The 19,339-nt window shown below is 74.8% G+C and carries 20 protein-coding genes; 16 read left to right on the top strand and 4 right to left on the bottom strand.

Translation table 11 applies throughout. The features are described 5' to 3' along the window. The 3 genes from ACI79Y_RS12210 to ACI79Y_RS12200 all read left to right on the top strand — a co-directional run bounded on the left by ACI79Y_RS12210 (position 1) and on the right by ACI79Y_RS12200 (position 2,346). Positions 1-957, top strand: a complete 957-nt coding sequence (locus ACI79Y_RS12210; RefSeq protein ID WP_457158736.1) for a tyrosine recombinase XerC — start codon at positions 1-3, stop codon at positions 955-957. Positions 958-1,006: 49 nt separating this feature from the next. Then, the gene (gene whiG, locus ACI79Y_RS12205) at positions 1,007-1,810 is read left to right on the top strand and encodes an RNA polymerase sigma factor WhiG (RefSeq protein ID WP_457158735.1); all 804 of its coding nucleotides are present in this window, start codon (positions 1,007-1,009) and stop codon (positions 1,808-1,810) included. A 149-nt stretch (positions 1,811-1,959) separates the two neighbouring features. Next, positions 1,960-2,346 (top strand): hypothetical protein, encoded by a 387-nt coding sequence (locus ACI79Y_RS12200; protein ID WP_457158734.1) that lies wholly within the window; start codon positions 1,960-1,962, stop codon positions 2,344-2,346. Positions 2,347-2,409: 63 nt separating this feature from the next. On the opposite strand, the gene ACI79Y_RS12195 is transcribed toward ACI79Y_RS12200, so the two are convergent. Then, complete coding sequence (locus ACI79Y_RS12195; RefSeq protein ID WP_457158733.1) at positions 2,410-2,901, bottom strand: DUF4262 domain-containing protein; 492 nt, start codon at positions 2,899-2,901, stop codon at positions 2,410-2,412. A 29-nt stretch (positions 2,902-2,930) separates the two neighbouring features. Further along, positions 2,931-3,482, bottom strand: a complete 552-nt coding sequence (locus ACI79Y_RS12190) for a murein hydrolase activator EnvC family protein (RefSeq protein WP_457158732.1) — start codon at positions 3,480-3,482, stop codon at positions 2,931-2,933. 337 nt (positions 3,483-3,819) lie between these two features. Here ACI79Y_RS12190 and rpsB point away from each other — a divergent pair, with 337 nt between their 5' ends. From rpsB to ACI79Y_RS12165, 5 genes are all read left to right on the top strand, one after another. Then, positions 3,820-4,746, top strand: a complete 927-nt coding sequence (gene rpsB, locus ACI79Y_RS12185; RefSeq protein ID WP_457084720.1) for a 30S ribosomal protein S2 — start codon at positions 3,820-3,822, stop codon at positions 4,744-4,746. An 89-nt stretch (positions 4,747-4,835) separates the two neighbouring features. After that, positions 4,836-5,651, top strand: coding sequence for a translation elongation factor Ts (gene tsf, locus ACI79Y_RS12180; RefSeq protein ID WP_457158731.1), 816 nt, complete (start codon positions 4,836-4,838; stop codon positions 5,649-5,651). 215 nt (positions 5,652-5,866) lie between these two features. After that, positions 5,867-6,655, top strand: a complete 789-nt coding sequence (gene pyrH / locus ACI79Y_RS12175) for a UMP kinase (protein WP_457158730.1) — start codon at positions 5,867-5,869, stop codon at positions 6,653-6,655. Positions 6,656-6,770: 115 nt separating this feature from the next. After that, positions 6,771-7,328, top strand: coding sequence for a ribosome recycling factor (frr, locus tag ACI79Y_RS12170; protein WP_457076035.1), 558 nt, complete (start codon positions 6,771-6,773; stop codon positions 7,326-7,328). A 121-nt stretch (positions 7,329-7,449) separates the two neighbouring features. Further along, the gene (locus ACI79Y_RS12165) at positions 7,450-8,613 is read left to right on the top strand and encodes a phosphatidate cytidylyltransferase (protein WP_457158729.1); all 1,164 of its coding nucleotides are present in this window, start codon (positions 7,450-7,452) and stop codon (positions 8,611-8,613) included. 42 nt (positions 8,614-8,655) lie between these two features. On the opposite strand, the gene ACI79Y_RS12160 is transcribed toward ACI79Y_RS12165, so the two are convergent. Beyond that, positions 8,656-9,768: a DUF952 domain-containing protein gene (locus tag ACI79Y_RS12160; RefSeq protein ID WP_457158728.1), complete on the bottom strand. Its 1,113-nt coding sequence runs from the start codon at positions 9,766-9,768 to the stop codon at positions 8,656-8,658. 59 nt (positions 9,769-9,827) lie between these two features. Between ACI79Y_RS12160 and ACI79Y_RS12155 the strand changes: the two genes are divergently transcribed. The 4 genes from ACI79Y_RS12155 to ACI79Y_RS12140 all read left to right on the top strand — a co-directional run bounded on the left by ACI79Y_RS12155 (position 9,828) and on the right by ACI79Y_RS12140 (position 14,113). Continuing rightward, a complete protein-coding gene (locus ACI79Y_RS12155; protein ID WP_457158727.1) occupies positions 9,828-10,532 on the top strand; it encodes a TrmH family RNA methyltransferase in 705 nt (234 codons plus the stop codon). A 129-nt stretch (positions 10,533-10,661) separates the two neighbouring features. Continuing rightward, positions 10,662-12,146 (top strand): hypothetical protein, encoded by a 1,485-nt coding sequence (locus ACI79Y_RS12150; RefSeq protein WP_457158726.1) that lies wholly within the window; start codon positions 10,662-10,664, stop codon positions 12,144-12,146. Positions 12,147-12,218: 72 nt separating this feature from the next. Continuing rightward, complete coding sequence (rlmN, locus tag ACI79Y_RS12145; RefSeq protein WP_457084713.1) at positions 12,219-13,397, top strand: 23S rRNA (adenine(2503)-C(2))-methyltransferase RlmN; 1,179 nt, start codon at positions 12,219-12,221, stop codon at positions 13,395-13,397. After that, complete coding sequence (locus tag ACI79Y_RS12140) at positions 13,394-14,113, top strand: VIT1/CCC1 transporter family protein (protein WP_457084712.1); 720 nt, start codon at positions 13,394-13,396, stop codon at positions 14,111-14,113. Before rlmN ends, ACI79Y_RS12140 begins: the two co-directional genes overlap by 4 nt. Positions 14,114-14,224: 111 nt before the next feature. On the opposite strand, the gene ACI79Y_RS12135 is transcribed toward ACI79Y_RS12140, so the two are convergent. Then, positions 14,225-14,554 carry a DUF2631 domain-containing protein gene (locus tag ACI79Y_RS12135; RefSeq protein ID WP_457158725.1) on the bottom strand — a complete coding sequence of 110 codons (330 nt, stop codon included), beginning with the start codon at positions 14,552-14,554 and terminating at the stop codon, positions 14,225-14,227. 63 nt (positions 14,555-14,617) lie between these two features. Between ACI79Y_RS12135 and dxr the strand changes: the two genes are divergently transcribed. The 4 genes from dxr to ACI79Y_RS12115 all read left to right on the top strand — a co-directional run bounded on the left by dxr (position 14,618) and on the right by ACI79Y_RS12115 (position 19,301). After that, the gene (dxr, locus tag ACI79Y_RS12130; protein WP_457158724.1) at positions 14,618-15,832 is read left to right on the top strand and encodes a 1-deoxy-D-xylulose-5-phosphate reductoisomerase; all 1,215 of its coding nucleotides are present in this window, start codon (positions 14,618-14,620) and stop codon (positions 15,830-15,832) included. Between the two features lie 27 nt (positions 15,833-15,859). Beyond that, the gene (locus ACI79Y_RS12125; protein WP_457158774.1) at positions 15,860-17,182 is read left to right on the top strand and encodes a M50 family metallopeptidase; all 1,323 of its coding nucleotides are present in this window, start codon (positions 15,860-15,862) and stop codon (positions 17,180-17,182) included. Between the two features lie 76 nt (positions 17,183-17,258). Continuing rightward, positions 17,259-18,419 carry a flavodoxin-dependent (E)-4-hydroxy-3-methylbut-2-enyl-diphosphate synthase gene (gene ispG, locus ACI79Y_RS12120; protein ID WP_457158723.1) on the top strand — a complete coding sequence of 387 codons (1,161 nt, stop codon included), beginning with the start codon at positions 17,259-17,261 and terminating at the stop codon, positions 18,417-18,419. Positions 18,420-18,449: 30 nt separating this feature from the next. Continuing rightward, positions 18,450-19,301: a GNAT family N-acetyltransferase gene (locus ACI79Y_RS12115; protein WP_457158722.1), complete on the top strand. Its 852-nt coding sequence runs from the start codon at positions 18,450-18,452 to the stop codon at positions 19,299-19,301. Positions 19,302-19,339: the final 38 nt, after the last annotated feature.

Below are 19,339 nucleotides of genomic sequence, written 5' to 3'. Positions count from 1 at the left end.
ATGGCGGGGACGGCGGAGCTGCGGGCGGCGCTGCCCCCTGCCCTCGCCGAGTCGCTGGACGCCTGGGAGGAGCACCTGCGCATGCAGCGGGACCTCTCGACCCACACCGTGCGGGGCTACGTCGGTGACGTCGTCTCGCTGCTGGACCACCTGGCCCGCCGGCAGGGGACCACCCCCGCCGACCTCGACCTCGCCACGTTGCGCAGCTGGCTGGCCGCCGGCCGCACCCGGGGCGACAGCCGGTCCACCACCGCCCGCCGGTCGGCCTCGGCGCGCTCGTTCACCGCCCACCTGCGCCGCAGCGGCCAGGTGGCCGAGGACGTGGGCCTCCGGCTGGCCAGCCCCCGGGCGCACCGCACCCTGCCCGGCGTGCTGGGCGCGGAGCAGGCGCGCGCCGTGCTCGAGCAGGCCGCCCACCCCGCCGCCGAGGCCGAGGACACGACGGTCACTGCCCTCCGACTGCGCAACCTGCTGGTGCTCGAGCTGCTGTACGCCAGCGGCATCCGGGTGGGGGAGCTGGTCGGCCTGGACGTCGACGACGTCGACCGGGGCCGGCGGCTGCTCCGGGTGTTCGGCAAGGGGCGCAAGGAGCGCAGCGTGCCGTTCGGTGCACCGGCGGCCCAGGCGCTGGAGACGTGGTCGACGGAGGGCCGGCCCGCGCTCGCCACCCCGACCAGCGGGCCGGCGCTGCTGCTGGGCGCCCGTGGTGGCCGGCTGGACGCGCGGGAGGCGCGACGCATCGTGCACGCCGCGGTCCAGGCCGCACCCGGGACGCCGGACATCGGCCCGCACGGGCTGCGGCACTCCGCGGCCACGCACGTGCTGGAGGGCGGTGCCGACCTGCGGTCGGTCCAGGAGCTGCTGGGGCACGCTAGCCTCGCGACCACGCAGGTCTACACGCACGTGACGGTCGAGCGGCTGCGTGCTGTCCACGCGCAGGCCCATCCGCGGGCCTGAGACAGTGGGGACGGCAAGGGTGCGCGAAGCGCGACTGGCGATCAGGGGGATGCAGGTGTCTGAGGCGACGGTCCACCAGCTCGGGGCGAGCGACGACCCGGACGCGGCGGTCGCCGACCTCTGGGCCCGCTACGCCGTCGACCGGGAGACCGGTCTGCGCGACCGGCTGATCCTGCACTACGCGCCGCTGGTCAAGTACGTCGCCGGCCGGGTCGGCAGCGGCCTGCCCGCGCACGTCGAGCAGGCCGACCTGGTCTCCTACGGCACCTTCGGGCTGATCGACGCGATCACCCGCTTCGAGCCGTCGCGGGAGATCAAGTTCGAGAGCTACGCGATGTCACGCATCCGCGGCGCGATCATCGACGAGCTCCGCTCCACCGACTGGATCCCGCGGTCGGTGCGGATGAAGGCGCGTCAGTTCGAGCGCACCATCGCCGCCCTCGAGAGCCGGCTCCAGCGGAGCCCGAGCGAGGAGGAGATCGCGGCGGAGATGGAGATGGACGTCGAGGAGATCCGCAAGTTCCTCGGCCAGCTGTCCCTGGTCAACGTCGTCGCCCTCGACGAGCTGCTCGTCGACGACGACGGCTCCGCCCCGCGCCTGGTCGACACGCTCAAGGACACCAGCGCACTCGACCCGCAGGCGATGGCCGAGCACGGGGAGGCGCGGCAGCTGCTGGCCCGCGCGGTCGAGCAGCTCCCCGACCGGGAGAAGGTGGTGGTGAGCCTGTACTACTTCGAGGGGCTCACCCTGGCCGACATCGGCCGGGTCCTCGGGGTGACCGAGAGCCGCATCTGCCAGCTGCACACCAAGGCCGTGCTCCAGCTGCGCACCAAGCTCGTCGACATCGTCTGAGGCCACCGGCCGCTCGTCCGCCGCTGACGCGGATCCCGACACCGGGACTTCGCCCGCTGACCGGGCACCGCGCCGCGAGCTGACCGTCCACCGGCTGCCCCACCTCGTGCCACGCTGCGCAGGACAGCCAGCAGCGGGAGGCGCAGCGCATGAGCACGGACCGACCGGTGGGGTTCGCGGGAGGACGCAACATCGCGATGAAGGTGCCGCCGCACCAGTGGGAGCAGACCGTCCGCTTCTACCGGGACACGGTCGGCCTGCCGGAGATTGAGAACCCCTTCGAGTCGGGGCCGCCCTCGGTCGGCTTCCAGTTCGGCGCGAACCGGTTGTGGATCGACCGGGTGGCGGGGGTCAGCCAGGCCGAGATCTGGTTGCAGCTGACGTGTGACGACCCGGCTGCGGCGGCGCAGCACCTGGCCGCGGCGGAGGGGGTGGCCCGGTGCGACGAGATCGAGCCGCTGGGCGAGACCCCGGCCTTCTGGATCAGCAGCCCGGCCGCGATCGTGCACCTGGTCTCCGAGCCCGACGGCGACTGATCCGCGAGCCGGGTCCGGGCCAGGGGCGCCCGCGCCGGAGGTGCTCCGACACTGCGCGCCCGGTCAGTCGCCCTGCTCGCCGGGGCGCGGCCCCAGCAGCGGCTGCGCGGTCGGTGGGTTGCGGTGCCCCGACTCCCAGGGCAGCGTGCCCTGGGAGTCGGGCCACACCAGCTGGAGCGCGTCGACCGAGCCGTAGAGCTGTTCGGCCATCGGCAGCCGGCCGGTGTCGGCCACGGCCAGGAAGACCACGGGGGAGTCGGCGTCGGTGAGCGTCGTCGTCACGGCGTCCGGCGTGAAGCGGGTGCCGGCCCGCACGGCCTCGCCCACCAGGTTCAGGTACTTCTCCCCGGCCTCGAACGGCAGCCCGGTCACGATCACCTCGGGGTGGCCGAGCCTGGTCAGGCCCACGGTGTGGGACCACCGCGGCTCGCCCGGGGACCCGCCGCCGTGCAGCACCGCCCAGCCGAACCGGTCGATGACCGCCTGCAGGTCGCGCAGCACCTGGCCACCGTCCTGTTCTCCCGGTCCGGACTCCTTCTTCCGTCGCCAGCGCACGCCCGGACGGTAACCCCACGGCGCCCGGGTCACCCCCACGGCAGCAGGCTGATCCGCGGCGGGCGCAGCAGGGCGAGCGGGTCCAGGTAGGTCTCGCCCCGCCGTACGCCCCAGTGCAGGCAGGCCTCGACCGGGCAGCCGGGGTGCCCAGCGGCCAGGGTGCCGAGGGGCGAGCCACGTCCGACGGCCTGGCCGGCGGCCACCGCCGGCTGCACCGGCTCGTACGTGGTGCGCAGGCCGCCGGCGTGGTCGACGCTCACCACCGGCCGCCCGGCCACCATCCCGGCGAACGCGACCACCCCGTCCCCGGCGGACAGCACCAGGGCGCCGCTGCCACCGCGCAGGTCCACGCCCCGGTGCCCGGCCGCGTACGGCGTCGGCGGCGGCTCGAACGCCCGGGTCACCTCCGGCGAACCGGGCAACGGCCAGCCCCACACCCCGGCCGGGGTCGTCGCGGGAGCAGCGGCGGGCGCGGGAGCAGCGGCGGGCGGGGGAGGAGCCGGCGACGCCGGCGGCGCCCCGGGTCCGAGCAGCGCGCCGGCGACCAGGACGAGCAGCATCAGCAGACGGGCGACGGACACCCTCCCGACCCTGGTGCCACCGGCGCCCGCGTGGCGGCCGGCGAGCCCGGCTGTGGACGGCGGGCACCGCTGGGGACGACCGGTGCGGAGCCCCCCGCGCGACCGCGTATGCTTGCCGGTGCGGCCCGCCTCGGCGGGTCGACTTCGCGTGTCCGCGTCCCGCTGCTCGTGCACCTCGACGAGCCCGGCGGGGAGCTCGCCACCCCGGTCCCGTCCCCGCGGCGGGTCGGTGGCGCGATCCGGACACCAGGGCGGCGCACCACCCGGTGCCCGCGACAACCGGCACAGCGCGGCCCGGCCCCCGGCCGCCCGCGCACGAGAAGGAAGGCGGCGCCACGTGGCAGTCGTCAGCATGAAGAACCTGCTCGACAGCGGGGTCCACTTCGGGCACCAGACCCGTCGCTGGAACCCGAAGATGAAGCGGTTCATCTTCACCGAGCGCAACGGCATCTACATCATCGACATCCAGCAGACGCTGGGTTACATCGACCAGGCCTACGAGTTCGTCAAGCAGACCGTGGCCCACGGCGGTTCGATCATGTTCGTCGGGACCAAGCGCCAGGCGCAGGAGGTCATCGCCGAGCAGGCGACCCGCGTCGGCATGCCCTACGTCAACCAGCGCTGGCTGGGCGGCATGCTCACCAACTTCTCCACCGTCTACAAGCGGCTCCAGCGCATGAAGGAGCTGGAGGACATGGAGCAGACCGGCGTCATGGCCTCCCTCTCCAAGAAGGAGCAGCTGGGCCTGACCCGCGAGAAGGCCAAGCTCGAGCGCAGCCTCGGCGGCATCCGCGACATGCAGAAGGTGCCCAGCGCCATCTGGGTCGTGGACACCAAGAAGGAGCACATCGCCGTCGGCGAGGCCCGCAAGCTGGGCATCCCGGTCGTCGCGATCCTCGACACCAACTGCGACCCCGACGAGGTCGACTACAAGATCCCGGGCAACGACGACGCGATTCGCAGCACCGCGCTGCTCACCCGCGTGATCGCCGACGCCGTCGCCGACGGCCTGATGGCCCGCTCGGCCGCGCAGGCCAACGCCGGGCGTTCCGAGGACGGCGCCCCCGCCGGTACCGAGGCCGAGCCGCTGGCCGACTGGGAGCGCGAGCTGCTCACCGGTCAGTCCGGTGACGCCCCGGCCGCGGAGCTGCCCGAGACCCCGGCCGCCCCGCCGACCGTCACCGCCGACGAGGTGGCTCCGGTCGAGGGTGTCCCTGCCACCGGCAGCACTGAGACCGGCACCCAGGGCGCCCAGAACGGCTGATCCGCCGGCGCCGCTCCCCGGTCACCACACGGCCGGGGAGCGGCGCCGCTGCACGTCCGCACCCAGCACACCACCCCAGAGGAAGTGACATGCCCGCCTTCACCGCAGCCGACGTCAAGCGTCTCCGCGACGCCACCGGCGCCGGCATGATGGACGCCAAGAAGGCCCTGACCGAGGCCGACGGCGAGTACGACAAGGCCGTCGAGCTGCTGCGGATCAAGGGCGCCAAGGACGTCGGCAAGCGCCTGGAGCGCTCGACGACCAACGGCATCGTGGTCAGCAAGGGCGGCGCGCTGCTCGAGCTCGACTGCGAGACCGACTTCGTCGCCAAGAACGCCGAGTTCGTCGCCCTCGGTGAGAAGCTGCTGGACATCGTGCTGGCGCAGAAGCCGGCCGACGTCGCGGCGCTGCTCGCCACCGAGGTCGACGGTCAGACGGTCGAGAAGCTGATCGAGTCCGAGTCGGCCCGCATCGGTGAGAAGCTCGTCCTCTCCCGGTTCGCGCTCTTCGAGGGCGCCACCGCCGTCTACCTGCACAAGCGCGCCACCGACCTGCCCCCGGCCATCGGTGTCGCGGTGCAGTACTCCGGTGGCGACGAGGACGCGGCCCGCGCCCTGGCGATGCACATCGCCGCGGCCCGTCCCCGTTACCTGTCCCGCGAGGACGTCCCCGCCGAGACGGTGGAGACCGAGCGCCGGGTCGCCGAGCAGACGGCGAAGGAGGAGGGCAAGCCCGAGCAGGCGATCGCCAAGATCGTCGAGGGGCGGGTCAACTCCTACTTCAAGGACTTCGTCCTGCTGGAGCAGCCCTCCATCACCGAGCCGAAGCGCACCGTCAAGCAGGTCATCGGCGACGCCGGTCTGACCGTCGAGCGGTTCGCCCGGTTCGAGGTCGGCCAGGCCTGAGGAAGGACCCCGTCCCCGCATCCCTCGCACGCTCGGGGTGAGCCTCTGGACGGGGCCTCACGGTGCGGCCTGCGACGGGGCCGTTCCAGCACGTCCCCATCGGCCCCGCTCCTCCCGGAGCGGGGCCGGTGGCCTGTCCGGCCCGTGCTGCGGAGGCCCGCGCGCCGGGCATGCGGCAGGATCGATCACCGACCACATCGACGCGAAGGACACCTGTGACCGACACGACCCCCGTCAGCAACCCGGAGGGCCTGCTCTTCGCACCCGCCGCCTCCGCGCCGACCGACGGCAGCGGCTACCGGCGGGTGCTGCTCAAGCTGTCCGGTGAGGCGTTCGGCGGCGGCAGCGTCGGGGTCGACGGCGGCATCGTGCACGGCATCGCCGAGCAGCTCGCGGAGGTCGTGCACGGCGGCACCCAGGTGGCCGTCGTGGTCGGCGGGGGCAACTTCTTCCGCGGCGCCCAGCTGGCGGAGGCGGGCATGGACCGCCGGCACGCCGACTACATGGGCATGCTCGGCACGGTGATGAACGCGCTCGCGCTGCAGGCGTTCTGCGAGCAGATCGGCCTGGAGACGCGGGTGCAGACCGCGATCACCATGGGCCAGGTCGCCGAGCCCTACATCCCCCGCAAGGCCGTCCGGCACATGGAGAAGGGCCGGTTGGTCATCTTCGGCGCCGGGGCCGGGATGCCGTACTTCTCCACCGACACCGTCGCCGCGCAGCGCGCGCTGGAGATCGGCTGCCAGGTGCTGCTGATGGCCAAGAACGGCGTGGACGGCGTGTACGACGCCGACCCCCGGACCAACCCCGGCGCCACCATGTACGAGGAGCTGGACTATGCCACGGTGCTGGCGAAGCAGCTGGGGGTGGCCGACGCCACTGCCATCAGCCTCTGCATGGACAACCGCATGCCGATCGTCGTGTTCAACCTGCTGCGTGAGGGCAACATCGCCCGGGCCGTCGCAGGTGAGAAGATCGGGACCCTGATCAGCCAGCCGGCCTGACCGGTCGGCTCCCGGACGGGCGACGGTCGCCGCGCCCCGACCCGGGTACCGGTCGGCGGAATGCCGATCGACCAGACGGCCAGCACGGCGGCAGCCGCCGCAGGAGGAGAGAACCGTGATCGACGACACCCTGCTCGACGCCGAGGAGCGGATGGACAAGGCCTTGTCGGTCGCCCGCGAGGACCTCGGTTCCGTGCGCACCGGCCGCGCCGCGCCGTCCATGTTCAACAAGATCGCGGTCGACTACTACGGCGCCTACACGCCGGTGCCGCAGATGGCCTCGATCACCGTGCCCGAGGCGCGGATGGCGGTCATCAAGCCCTACGACATGAGCCAGCTGCAGGCCATCGAGCGGGCGATCCGCGACTCCGACCTCGGGGTCAACCCCACCAACGACGGCACGCTGATCCGGGTGGTCTTCCCGCAGCTGACCGAGGACCGGCGTCGCGACCTGGTCAAGCAGGCGCGGGCCAAGGGTGAGGACGCCAAGGTCGCCATCCGCAACATCCGCCGACGCTCCAAGGAGGAGCTCGACCGCATCGCCAAGGACGGCGAGGCCGGCGAGGACGACGTGCGCCGTGCGGAGAAGGAGCTCGACGACCTCACCGCCACGCACGTGGCGGCCATCGACGAGGCGATGAAGAACAAGGAGACCGAGCTCCTCGACGTCTGATCCTGCCCGGACCCGCGCGGTGCCCCGCTTCCTGTCCCGTTCCGGACCCGAGGGTCCGGAGCGGGAGCCTGCCCGTGGCCGGGCCGGCGTCGCCGAACCCGGCTGGTCACCGGACGCGCCGGTGACCGCTCCCCAGCCGACGGTGAGTGGCCCACAGACCGGCTCGCTGCCGCGCGCCGGTCGGCCGCCGGTGCCGCCGGGCCGGGTCCGTCCGTCGCCGACTGAGGCGGCCCCCGGCCGGCCGGGCGCCGACCCGGACGACGAGCCGGTGCGCGGCGACGCCGACGCTCTGTTCACCTCCGACGGCGGGCTCCGCGCCGAGGGCGCCGCGACCGGCCCGGCGACCGTCGCCGAGGGCGGCGACGACCCCGTGGACCCCGTGGACGACCCGGAGCACGACGCCCCGCTGACCGCCGTGCCCGGGGCGCCCGGTGCCGAGGTGAGCGGGGAGCCGCCCAAGGAGAACCCCACCGGTGCCAGCCGCGCCGGCCGGGACCTGAGTTCGGCGATCGGCGTGGCGCTGGGCCTGGGCGCGGTCGTCATCGCCACGCTGCTCATCTGGCGCCCGGCGTTCCTGCTGGTGATCACGGCGGCCGTGCTGGTCAGCGTGGTGGAGCTGAGCCGGGCGCTGCAGGCCGGCGGCCACCGCCCGCCGATGCCCCCGGTGCTCGTCGGCGCGATCGCGATGATGGCGCTCGCCTGGACCCGCGGCCCCTCCGGGCTGGTCGTCGGCTTCCTGCTGACGGTGTTCGCGGTGGTCCTCTGGCGGCTCGGTGACGGGCCGGTGGGCTACCTGCGGGACGCTTCCGCCGCCGTCCTGGTCGCGCTCTACGTCCCGCTGCTGGCCGGGTTCGCCGTCCTCCTGCTGGTCCCCGACGACGGGGTCGCCCGCGTGCTGGCGTTCATCGTGACCGTCGTGTGCAGCGACACCGGCGGGTACGCCGCCGGCGTGCTGTTCGGCAAGCGCCCACTCGCGGAGAGCATCAGCCCGAAGAAGTCATGGGAGGGGCTGGCCGGGTCGGTCACCGCCTGCGTGGTCGTCGGCGTCCTGCTGTTCACGCTCACGTTCCACGGGCCGTGGTGGGGCGGTGTCCTGTTCGGCGTCGCGATCGCGCTCACCGCCACGCTCGGTGACCTGGGTGAGTCGCTGATCAAGCGCGACCTGGCGATCAAGGACATGGGCACCCTGCTGCCCGGCCACGGCGGGCTGATGGACCGGATGGACTCGCTGCTGCCCTCGGCCGCCGTCGCCTGGCTGGTGCTCTCGCTGATCGTCCCGGCCTGATCGTCCCGGCCCGATCGTCCCGGCCCGATCGTCTCAGCCTGGTCAGGCAGCGGCGCGGACTGCTTCCCACGCGCGACCCACCACGTCGAAGCCGCGCCGGGCGTACCACTGCCGCGGCCAGTCCAGCGCCGCGGCGTCGAGCACGACGAGGTCGCAGCCGGCCGCGCCGGCCCGCCCGAGCGCGGCCGCCAGCAGCGCGTCGGCGTACCCCCGGCGCCGCGCAGCCGGGTCGGTGGCCACCGCGTCCACGGCCGCGGTGGCCCCGTCCACCCGCAGCTGGGCGGCCGCGAGCACCCGCCCCGACTCCCGCACGACCAGGTCGGTCACCTGCACCACCCGGTCGTTGCGGTGCTCCCGGCCGACCAGCTGGGCCACCACCTCTGCCAGCGGCAGACCGGACCCCGCCAGCTCGCGCCGCCACGACCGCGCCCAGAACTCGTGCACTAGCTCCTGCGCCACGGCCTCCGTGGGCCCGTCGGCACGGGCGGGGAACGGCGCCCGACGGGCCATGACCACCGTGGGGGAGACGTCCCAGCCGCGACGGGACAGCTCCGCGGCGGCGTCCTCGGCGCCGGGGTGCAGCAGGGTGGCGGCCTGTGCCGGCCAGCCTGCGGCGGCCGCGACCGTGGCCGTGCGCTCCTCGACGGCCGCGGCGTCGACCGCGGCGGTGAACAGCACCCGGTTGTCGTCCCGGGAGTGGCGGAACGCCGGATCGGCCACGGCCAGGCCACCGGGTACCGGCCGTACCTGCGCGGCGCGCCGCGTGGCGACCGAGACGGCCAGCGCCCGCGCCCGGGCGAGCGCATCCCCCGGGTCGGGGAGCTGCGGCGGCCGGCCCGGGATCCACGGCACCACCGCGACGACGGCGGAGGTGGGCAGGGGGCCGAACAGGTGCGGGAAGCACATCGCTGCCAGGTCCCCGGGCACGCCGGGCTCCCAGCGCACCGGGTCCCGCAGTCGGGCCGGGTCGACGACGAGGAGCACCACGTCGTCGCGGTCGGGGCACAGCCGCTGCGCCGGGAGGTGCACCTGCTCCGGCGTGGACAGGTGCACGAACCCGACATCGGCCAGCGAGGGCGGGGTGACCGCGCCGGTGTTCAGCGCCGCGCGCCAGTCAGCCGGCTCGATCAGGTGCAGCAGGAGGCCGTCGCTCACCGGGCCACTGTCCCCGGTGCGCCGGACGCCGGGCGCACCGGGCGTGGCAGCATGCCCCGATGGCCGAGCAGCGGGGCCCCGAGGACGGGGAGAGCGGACCGGGCCCCACCGAGTGGGGGACGACGGTCGGCGTCGGTCCGTGGTCCGGTCCGTGGCCGGCCGACCCCCGCTACGACCCGGAACTGCTCGCTGCCGGCGACCGGCGCAACGTCGTCGACCGGTACCGCTACTGGCGGCTGGAGGCGATCGTCGCCGACCTCGACCGCCGGCGGCACCCGTTCCACGTCGCGATCGAGAACTTCGAGCACGACCTGAACATCGGCACGGTGGTACGGACCGCCAACGCCTTCCTCGCCGCGGAGGTGCACGTCGTCGGCCGCCGCCGGTGGAACCGGCGCGGGGCGATGGTGACCGACCGGTACCAGCACCTGCGCCACCACGCCGACGTCGCGGCGCTGCTCGCGCACGCCGACGCGGCCGGCCTGGTCGTGGTGGGGGTCGACAACGGTCCGGGCGCGGTGCCGCTGGAGACGGTCGAGCTGCCCCGCGCCTGCCTGCTGCTGTTCGGTCAGGAGGGGCCCGGACTCTCCGGTGCGGCGTCGGCGGGGGCGGCGCTCACCGTCTCCATCGCGCAGTACGGGTCCACTCGTTCGCTCAACGCCGGGGTGGCCGCGGGCATCGCGATGCACACCTGGATCCGGCAGCACGCCGGACGCACCCCTGCCGGGCCCGTGGATGCTGGCGAGACCTCACCAAAGGTCTGACGCGCGTCGTCAGATGTGACCGCCCCGTCACGCCGGGCTGGTGGCTGCCCGCAGGGGAGCATCCAGACGCGGCCGACGGGCCGGTCGCGCTCGGGCGGCCGGGGAGACGGTCGCCGATGAGGAGTGGACGTGGGGTCGCGCCGACCAGGGGTCGAGCGCTCGCAGGCGTCGGGCCAGGAGCTGCCGGGGCTGCGAGCTGCCGCCGGCGACGTGCCGGACGCCGGTGCGGCCGCCGCGGACGGCGGTGCGGGTGCGCCGTCCGAGCAGCTGCCCCCCGCCGACCCCACCGGCGGTGCCGACCCGCGCGACGCCTGGGACGAGGCGTGGCTCCCCGCGTGGGTCGCGGTCACCGACGAGGGGCCGGCGCAGGACGACACCGCCGCGGCCGTCCCCGGCGGGGCGGACGACGCCCCCCAGCCCGAGGCCGACGTGGCGCCGGGTCCCGACGCCGACGTGGCGCCGCAGCCCGTGGCCGATGTCGAGCCGGGTCTCCAGGCGCGCCCCGCTGGCGTCCGCGCCGACCTGATCCGCGCCGCCGCGGAGCTCGACCAGGAACTCGCCGCCCTGCAGCGGGCGGAGGAGGAGCGGGCCGCGGTCCGCGCCGAGGTGGCGCTGGCCGCCTCCCGCCTCTCCGACGAGCTGCTCGCGGTGGGGGCCGCCGCTGCGCGGCCGGCCGGCCCCGTGACGGAACAGGCACCGGACCTGATCGCGGCACCCCCGGAGGCGACGCCGGTCCGGTCGGTGGCGAACCCCCCGGTGGCACCGCGCCGTCGAGCCCGCGTGCTCGTTCCCCTGCTGGTCCTGGTGATCGCCGGGGTGTTCGGGATCCTCGCCGCGCTGGATGGCGGGGACGACGCGGAGCCGACCGTCGCCGCGGTCGCCCGGGACTCCGTCGGCACCCCCGGCCGCAGCGCGCCCAGCTCCTCGCCGAGCCGCCCCGGCCGCTCCACGCCGGCTCCGCCGTCGGGTGGGCCGGTGGTTCCTGCGGCGGAGTCGGACGCCTCGGCGTCGCGGGAGCTCCGGTCCGACGGCGGTCCGGTGGTGGCCGCCCGGGGGAGTGCGCGGGCTGCCGGTGCTCCGGCGGCCGGGGTCGTCGACCCGGCCGGGCAGCTGCCCGTCGTCGCGCCGTCGGGGCTGCCGCCAGCGGCTCCGGCACCGCCGGTGACAGGTGGGCCGGGGGTCCCGCCGGGACCGGCCCCCACGGTGCCGCCGGCCCCGACCCCCACCACCGCGCCCCCGCCGGGGATGCCCACGCCGACCGGGACGCCGACGGAGCCGGGGACGCCGACGGAGACGGGGACGCCGACGGAGACGGGGACGCCGACGGAGACGGGGACGCCGACGGAGACGGGGACGCCGACGGAGACGCCCACGCCAACCGGGACGCCGACGGAGACCGGGACGCCGACGGAGACCGGGACGCCGACGGAGACCGGGACGCCGACGGAGACCGGGACGCCGACGACCACGGCCCCGCCGGAGACCGGAACGCCGACCGGCGACACCCCCGCGACGACCACCCAGCCCACGACCGCCCAGCCCACGAGCACTCCGCGCGGCACCCCCGACCCGGGCGAGGCCGCGCCGCTCGCGGCGCGCGTGGTGCCCCGCTGACCCCTCCGGGGGAGCCATCTCACGGTGCACGGGCGCCACGGCCGCCGGGTGAGTGGGACCATGGGAGGCGCCATGACTGCTCTCCCCCTGGTCTTCGACGCCCCGCGCCGCACCAAGCCACCCCGCCACCTGGCCGACCTCACCCGTGAGGAGGCCCGCGCGGCCGTGGCCGAGCTCGGTCAGCCGGCGTTCCGCGCCGACCAGCTCGCGCGGCACTTCTACGCCGGCGTCACCGACCCGCAGCAGATGACCGACCTGCCGGCCGCAGCCCGCGCGGACCTCACCGCGGCGCTGCTGCCTGGTCTGCTCACCCCGGTGCGGCACCAGTCGGCCGACGGCGGGCGCACCCGCAAGACGCTGTGGCGGCTGCACGACGGGGCGCTCGTGGAGAGTGTGCTGATGCGTTACCCCGACCGCGCCACGGTGTGCATCTCCAGCCAGGCCGGCTGCGGCATGGCCTGCCCCTTCTGCGCCACGGGCCAGAACGGCCTGACCCGCAACCTCTCCGCCGCGGAGATCATCGGGCAGGCGGTCGCCGCGGCCGCCGCGATGGCCAACGGGGAGATCCCCGGCGGTCCCGGCCGGCTGTCCAACGTCGTCTTCATGGGGATGGGCGAGCCGCTGGCCAACTACCCGCGGGTGCGCAAGACCCTCGACGCGCTGCTCACCCCGGCGCCGCACGGGCTCGGACTGGGCCAGCGCTCGGTGACGGTCTCCACCGTCGGGCTGGTGCCGGCGATCCGCAAGCTCACCGACGAGGGGCTCAACATCACCCTGGCGGTCAGCCTGCACGCGCCCGACGACGAGCTGCGCGACACGCTCGTCCCGATCAACACCCGCTTCAAGGTCGCCGAGGTGCTCGCCGCGGCCGACGACTTCGTCAAGCGCACCGGCCGGCGGTACTCGATCGAGTACGCGCTCATCCGCGACGTCAACGACCAGCCCGAGCGGGCCGACCTGCTCGGCCGGCTGCTGGCCGACCGGCTGGCGCACGTGAACCTCATCCCGCTGAACCCGACCCCCGGCAGCAAGTGGGACGCCAGCCCGCTGCCGGCCCAGCGCGAGTTCGTCGCCCGGCTGCGCGCCGCCGGCGTGCCGACGACGGTGCGCGACACCCGCGGCCAGGACATCGACGGCGCCTGCGGGCAGCTGGCCGCCGCCGACCGGGTGGACGGGGTGCCGAGCGTCGCGGTGGCCACCCCCGGGGTCGAGGAGGGCGTCCCGCTCGGGTCCGAGTCGGACCAGGCGTGAGCGCCCCGGGGGTGCTCCCGGGGTCCGCCCCCGAGCACACCCACGCCGACGTCTCCGGCGGCTGGCTGCGCGCGGCCGTCTTCGGCGCGATGGACGGGCTGGTCACCAACACCGCGCTGGTGGCCGGGGTCGGCGCCGGGGGCGCGGCCGCTCGCACCGTCGTGCTGTCCGGGGTGGCCAGCCTGGTGGCTGGGGCCATCTCCATGGCGCTGGGGGAGTACACCTCCGTGCGCACCCAGAACGAGCAGCTCGACCTCGAGGTCGCCAAGGAACGCGGCGAGCTGGCGCGCAACCCGGCCGGCGAGCGGGCCGAGCTGGTCGCGCTGCTGCGCGACCGCGGCGTCGACGACGACCTGGCCGAGCAGGTGGCCACCCAGCTGTCCCGCGACCCGGAAGCAGCCCTGCAGCTGCACGTGCTGGCCGAGCTGGGCGTGAGCGCGGCCGACCGCCCCTCGCCCCGCGTCGCGGCGGTCTCCTCGTTCCTGACCTTCGCGACGGGCGCGCTGATCCCCCTGCTGCCCTACCTGCTGGGCTTCCCGCTGCTGTGGGCTGCGCTGGCCAGCGGCGGGCTGGGCCTGGCCGTGGCCGGCGCCCTCTCCTCCCGCTTCACCCCGCGCCCGTGGTGGTCGGCCGGGCTGCGCCAGCTGCTGTTCGGCGCGCTGGCGGCCGGGGCGACCTACCTCATCGGCCTGGCGATCGGCGTCTCGGTCGCCTGACCCGGCCGGGAACGACGCAGGCCCGTCCCCCGGTGGGGACGGGCCTGTCGACCGGCCCCGTCCAGCGGCTTCGCCCCGGCGTGCGCGGGGTGCGGAGGAAGGGGTCCGTGCTCAGCGTGAGCGCCAGGCGTTCTTCCGCCGCCGCGCGTCCCAGACCAGCAGCCCCGCCAGGTACAGCGCGAAGCCGATGATCCACAGGTTCTCGACCTGGCCGTCGTGGTTGCCGATCAGGAAGGCGAGGACCACCAGGACCATGAACCAGCCGCCGATGCGGCCCCACTTGCCAGCCTCACCGTGCCACCCCCAGTCCTCGGGGGTCTCGTGGGTGATCGGGGTCTCGCCCGCGCGGAGGATGCCCTCCTCACGCTCGGACTGCTCGACCACCCGGGCGCTGGTCTGCTGGCCCTGTCCCCGGCCGCTGTGCTCGCTCACGGGGGCCATCTTGCCAGGCGTGGTCGGCGCGCACCCGGCGGACGGCGCGGCGGGTCCTGACAGGATCGGCCCGTGAACGAGTTCCGCAGCAGCGAACCCCGGACCGTCACCGTGCTGGGGTCGACCGGGTCGATCGGCCGGCAGGCGATCGCCGTCGCGCAGCAGTTCCCCGACCGGCTGCAGGTCACCGGCCTGGCCGCCGGCGGTGGCGACGTCGCCCTGCTGGCCGAGCAGGCGCTCGCGCTGGGCGTGCGCACCGTGGCCGTCGCCCGGGCCACCGCCGCCCAGGACCTGCAGCTCGCGTTCTACGCCGCAGCCCAGCAGCGCGGGTGGGCGCAGGGCCGGTACGCGCTGCCGGAGATCCTGGCCGGACCGCGGGCCGCCGAGGAGCTCGCGGCCCGCCCCGCCGACGTCGTCCTCAACGGCATCACCGGGTCGATCGGCCTGGGCCCGACGCTCTCGGCGCTCGGGGCCGGGCGCACCGTGGCGCTGGCCAACAAGGAGTCGCTGGTCGCCGGTGGCGCACTGGTGACGGCGGCGGCCGCCCCGGGGCAGCTCGTCCCGGTCGACTCCGAGCACTCCGCGCTGGCTCAGTGCCTGCGCGGCGGCGACCGCGGGGAGGTGGCGCGGCTGGTGCTCACCGCCAGCGGCGGTCCGTTCCGCGGCCGCACCGCCGCCGAGCTGGCCGGCGTCACCTGCGAGGAGGCGCTGGCGCATCCCACCTGGGACATGGGGCCGGTGGTCACCATCAACTCCGCCACCCTGGTGAACAAGGGCCTGGAGCTCATCGAGGCCCACCTGCTGTTCGGTGTGCCCTACGCCGACATCGACGTCGTGGTGCACCCCCAGTCGATCGTGCACTCGATGGTCACCTTCGCCGACGGCGCCACCATCGCCCAGGCCAGCCCGCCGGACATGCGGCTGCCGATCGCGCTGGCGCTGGCCTGGCCCGACCGGCTGCCCGACGTGCAGTCGGCGCTGGACTGGTCGACGGCGAGCACCTGGGAGTTCGCCCCGCTGGACGAGGCGGTCTTCCCCGCGGTGCGGCTGGCCCGGCAGGCGGGTGAGGCGGGGGGCGTCGTCCCGGCGCTGTACAACGCGGCGAACGAGGAGGCGGTCGCGGCATTCACAGCGAACCGCCTGTCGTTCCCAGCGATCGTGCAGGTCATCGCGCGTACCCTCGACGCCGCGCCGGACCTCGGCGCACCCACCTGCGTCGAGGACGTGCTGGCCGCCGAGAGGTGGGCCCGGGAGCACGCCCGCGCCGCCATCGGCCTCCGCACCTGAGGCCGGGCATCTGACGAGGGAGCTGAGCTGAGCGGGTTCCTGCTGACGGTCCTCGGGATCGTCGCCTTCGCCGTCGGGCTGCTGTTCAGCATCGGCTTCCACGAGTTCGGGCACTACTTCTGGGCCCGGAAGTTCGGCATGCGGGTGCCGCAGTTCTTCGTCGGCTTCGGCCCGACGGTGTGGTCGCGCCGCCGCGGGGAGACCGAGTTCGGCATCAAGGCCGTCCCGCTGGGCGGGTTCATCCGGATCGTCGGCATGATCCCGCCGGCCGAGCCGGACGAGAGCAAGCGCGCCACCCGGATGCGCAGCTTCATCGCCGAGGTCCGCGGCGCCGCGCTCAACGACGTGCTGCCCAGCGACGGGAACCGGGTCTTCTACAAGAAGCCCTGGTGGCAGCGGGTGATCGTGATGGCCGCCGGGCCGGCGCACAACCTGGTGCTGGCCGTGCTGCTCTTCCTGGTCCTGCTGGTCGGCATCGGCATCCCCATGAGCAGCACGACGATCGAGCGGGTGCCCGCGTGCGTCGTGCCGGCCACGGCCACCACCACCGACTGCGACACCCCGATCGACGCCTCGGGCACCCTGCCCGCCCCCAGCCCCGCGGCCGGGGCCGGGCTGCGGGCGGGGGACCGGATCGTGGCCGTCGACGGCGAGCAGATCCCCCAGGACCCCAACGACGAGGGGTGGACCACCCTGGTCCGCCGGGTCCAGGCCAGCGCCGGCACCCCGCTCACCCTCACCGTCGAGCGTGACGGTTCCCGCGAGCAGGTCACCGTCACGCCCATCGAGAACCAGGTGCGCGAGGCCGACGGCGACGTCGTCACCGCCGGCTACCTGGGCGTCCAGTCCGCGCCGCGCTACACCCGTCAGCCGGTCAGCGAGCTGCCCGGGTTCTTCGCCGACGTGGTCAGCGAGTCCGTGCAGCGGCTGATCGGCATCCCCGAGCGCATCCCGCAGCTGTTCCGGGCGGCCTTCCTGGGCGAGGAGCGCGACCGGGAGGGCCCGATCGGGCTCGTCGGCGTCGGCCGGCTCTCGGGGGAGGCGTTCGCGTTCGAGGGCTTCAGCAACACCGACAAGGTCAGCTTCTTCGTCGGGCTGCTGGCCAGCCTCAACCTGATCCTCTTCCTGTTCAACCTGCTGCCGATGTACCCGCTGGACGGCGGCCACGTGGCCGGCGCGCTGTACGAGAAGGCACGGTCCACCGTCGCCCGGCTGCGCGGCCGGCCCGACCCCGGCCCGTTCGACATCGCGCGGCTGATGCCGGTGGCCTACGTGATCGCCGGCCTGTTCGTGCTGCTGTCCGGGCTGCTGGTCGTCGCCGACGTGGTCAACCCGATCACCCTGCGCTGACCGGCCGCGACAGCACGGCGACGGTCACACCGGGCACGGCGGCGCCGGGGTGGCGGGCAGGGGGATACTGAGCGGCATGGCGACCCCCGTCAGTCTCGGCATGCCCGCAGCTCCTCCGCCGGTCCTCGCGCCCCGGCGCAAGACCCGTCAGCTCGACGTGGGGGGCGTCGGCGTCGGCAGCGACTCCCCGGTGAGCGTCCAGTCGATGTGCACCACCAAGACCGCCGACATCAACGCCACGCTCCAGCAGATCGCCGAGCTCACCGCCTCGGGCTGCCAGATCGTGCGGGTCGCGGTGCCCGACACCGACGACGCCGAGGCGCTGCCGATCATCGCGAAGAAGTCGCAGATCCCGGTGATCGCCGACATCCACTTCCAGCCGCGCTACGTGTTCGCCGCGATCGACGCCGGCTGTGCCGCGGTCCGGGTCAACCCGGGCAACATCAAGAAGTTCGACGACAAGGTCGGCGAGATCGCCCGGGCGGCCAAGGACGCCGGCACCCCGATCCGGATCGGGGTGAACGCCGGCTCCCTGGACAAGCGCCTGCTGGCCAAGTACGGCAAGGCCACCCCGGAGGCGCTGGTCGAGTCCGCGCTGTGGGAGTGCTCGCTGTTCGAGGAGCACGACTTCCGGGACATCAAGATCTCGGTCAAGCACAACGACCCGGTGGTCATGGTGCGCGCCTACGAGCTGCTCGCCGCCCAGTGCGACTACCCGCTGCACCTGGGCGTCACCGAGGCCGGGCCGGCCTTCCAGGGCACCATCAAGTCCGCCGTCGCCTTCGGCGCGCTGCTGAGCCAGGGCATCGGCGACACCATCCGGGTCTCGCTCTCCGCGCCGCCGGCGGAGGAGGTCAAGGTCGGCAACCAGATCCTGGAGTCGCTCAACCTCCGCCAGCGCGGCCTGGAGATCGTCAGCTGCCCCTCGTGTGGCCGCGCCCAGGTCGACGTCTACAAGCTCGCCGACGAGGTCACCGCCGGCCTGGAGGGCATGGAGGTGCCGCTGCGCGTCGCCGTCATGGGCTGCGTCGTCAACGGCCCGGGCGAGGCCCGCGAGGCCGACCTCGGCGTGGCCTCCGGCAACGGCAAGGGGCAGATCTTCGTCAAGGGCGAGGTGGTCAAGACCGTGCCCGAGTCGCTGATCGTGGAGACCCTGATCGAGGAGGCCATGCGGATCGCCGAGGCGCAGGTCGCCGACGGCACCCCCTCGGGTCCGCCCGTCGTCACCGTCTCCTGACCCAGCCGGGTCGAGAGAGCGAGGAGCCGCGTGCTGCGCGCGCCGTCGGCACGGGTCCTGGACGCCGGCGACGAGCCCGCCGTCCGGGAGCTGCTGGCCACCGATCCGGTTGCCGCCTGCATGCTGGCCGGCCGGATCGAGGTCCACGGGACGTCGACCTCCGCCCTCGGTGCGCCGCTGTGGGGCCTGCACTCGGGACGGCGGCTGGACGCGGTCTGCCTGGCCGGGGCCAACCTGATCCCCTTCGCCCGACCGGGCGCGGAGCACGCGGCGGCGACCGCGTTCGCCGATCGGGCCCGACGCGCCGGACGGCGCTGCTCGACCGTGGTCGGGCCGGCGGCGGCCGTGCTCCCGCTGTGGGAGCTGCTCGAGCCGTCCTGGGGCCCCGCCCGCGAGGTGCGGGCCCGGCAGCCGCTGCTGGCCATCGAGGGGCCGCCGGCCGTGCCCGTCGAGCCCCGGGTGCGCCCGGTCCGGCTCGCCGAGCTGGACACCCTGCTGCCCGCGGCGGTCGCCATGTTCACCGAGGAGGTCGGGGTCAGCCCGCTGCGGGTCGACGGCGGCGCCGGCTACCGGGCCCGGGTGACCGAGCTGGTCCGGTCCGGGCAGGCGCTGGCCTGGATCGAGGACGGGCAGGTGCTGTTCAAGGCCGACGTCGGTGCGGTCTCCCGGGCCGCCTGCCAGCTGCAGGGGGTCTGGGTCGCGCCGCACCTGCGGGGGCAGGGGATCGGCCGGGGCGGCACCGCGGCCGTCGTCGAGTACGCGCGCACGGCGATCGCACCTGTGGTGAGCCTCTACGTCAACGACTACAACCGGGCCGCGCGCGCCACCTACGAGCGGGTCGGCTTCCAGCAGGTCGGCACCTACGCCTCGGTCCTCTTCTGAGCGCTCCTGTGAGTCCCGGGGCTGCTGGGGCGGCGCTC

The sequence above is a fragment of the Modestobacter sp. SYSU DS0875 genome (genome assembly GCF_054050915.1).
The sequence above is the reverse complement of the archived record's forward strand: the minus strand, read 5'-3'. Positions and strand labels throughout refer to the sequence as shown.

Bases quoted from the DNA above. Each gene is read 5' to 3' on its own strand.
- whiG (WP_457158735.1), top strand. From the start codon at position 1,007: ATGCAGGTGTCTGAGGCGACGGTCCACCAGCTCGGGGCGAGCGACGAC.
- ACI79Y_RS12135 (WP_457158725.1), bottom strand. From the start codon at position 14,554: ATGGCCCCCGTGAGCGAGCACAGCGGCCGGGGACAGGGCCAGCAGACC.
- ACI79Y_RS12200 (WP_457158734.1), top strand. From the start codon at position 1,960: ATGAGCACGGACCGACCGGTGGGGTTCGCGGGAGGACGCAACATCGCG.
- tsf (WP_457158731.1), top strand. From the start codon at position 4,836: ATGCCCGCCTTCACCGCAGCCGACGTCAAGCGTCTCCGCGACGCCACC.
- ACI79Y_RS12210 (WP_457158736.1), top strand. From the start codon at position 1: ATGGCGGGGACGGCGGAGCTGCGGGCGGCGCTGCCCCCTGCCCTCGCC.
- ispG (WP_457158723.1), top strand. From the start codon at position 17,259: ATGGCGACCCCCGTCAGTCTCGGCATGCCCGCAGCTCCTCCGCCGGTC.
- ACI79Y_RS12155 (WP_457158727.1), top strand. From the start codon at position 9,828: ATGGCCGAGCAGCGGGGCCCCGAGGACGGGGAGAGCGGACCGGGCCCC.
- rlmN (WP_457084713.1), top strand. From the start codon at position 12,219: ATGACTGCTCTCCCCCTGGTCTTCGACGCCCCGCGCCGCACCAAGCCA.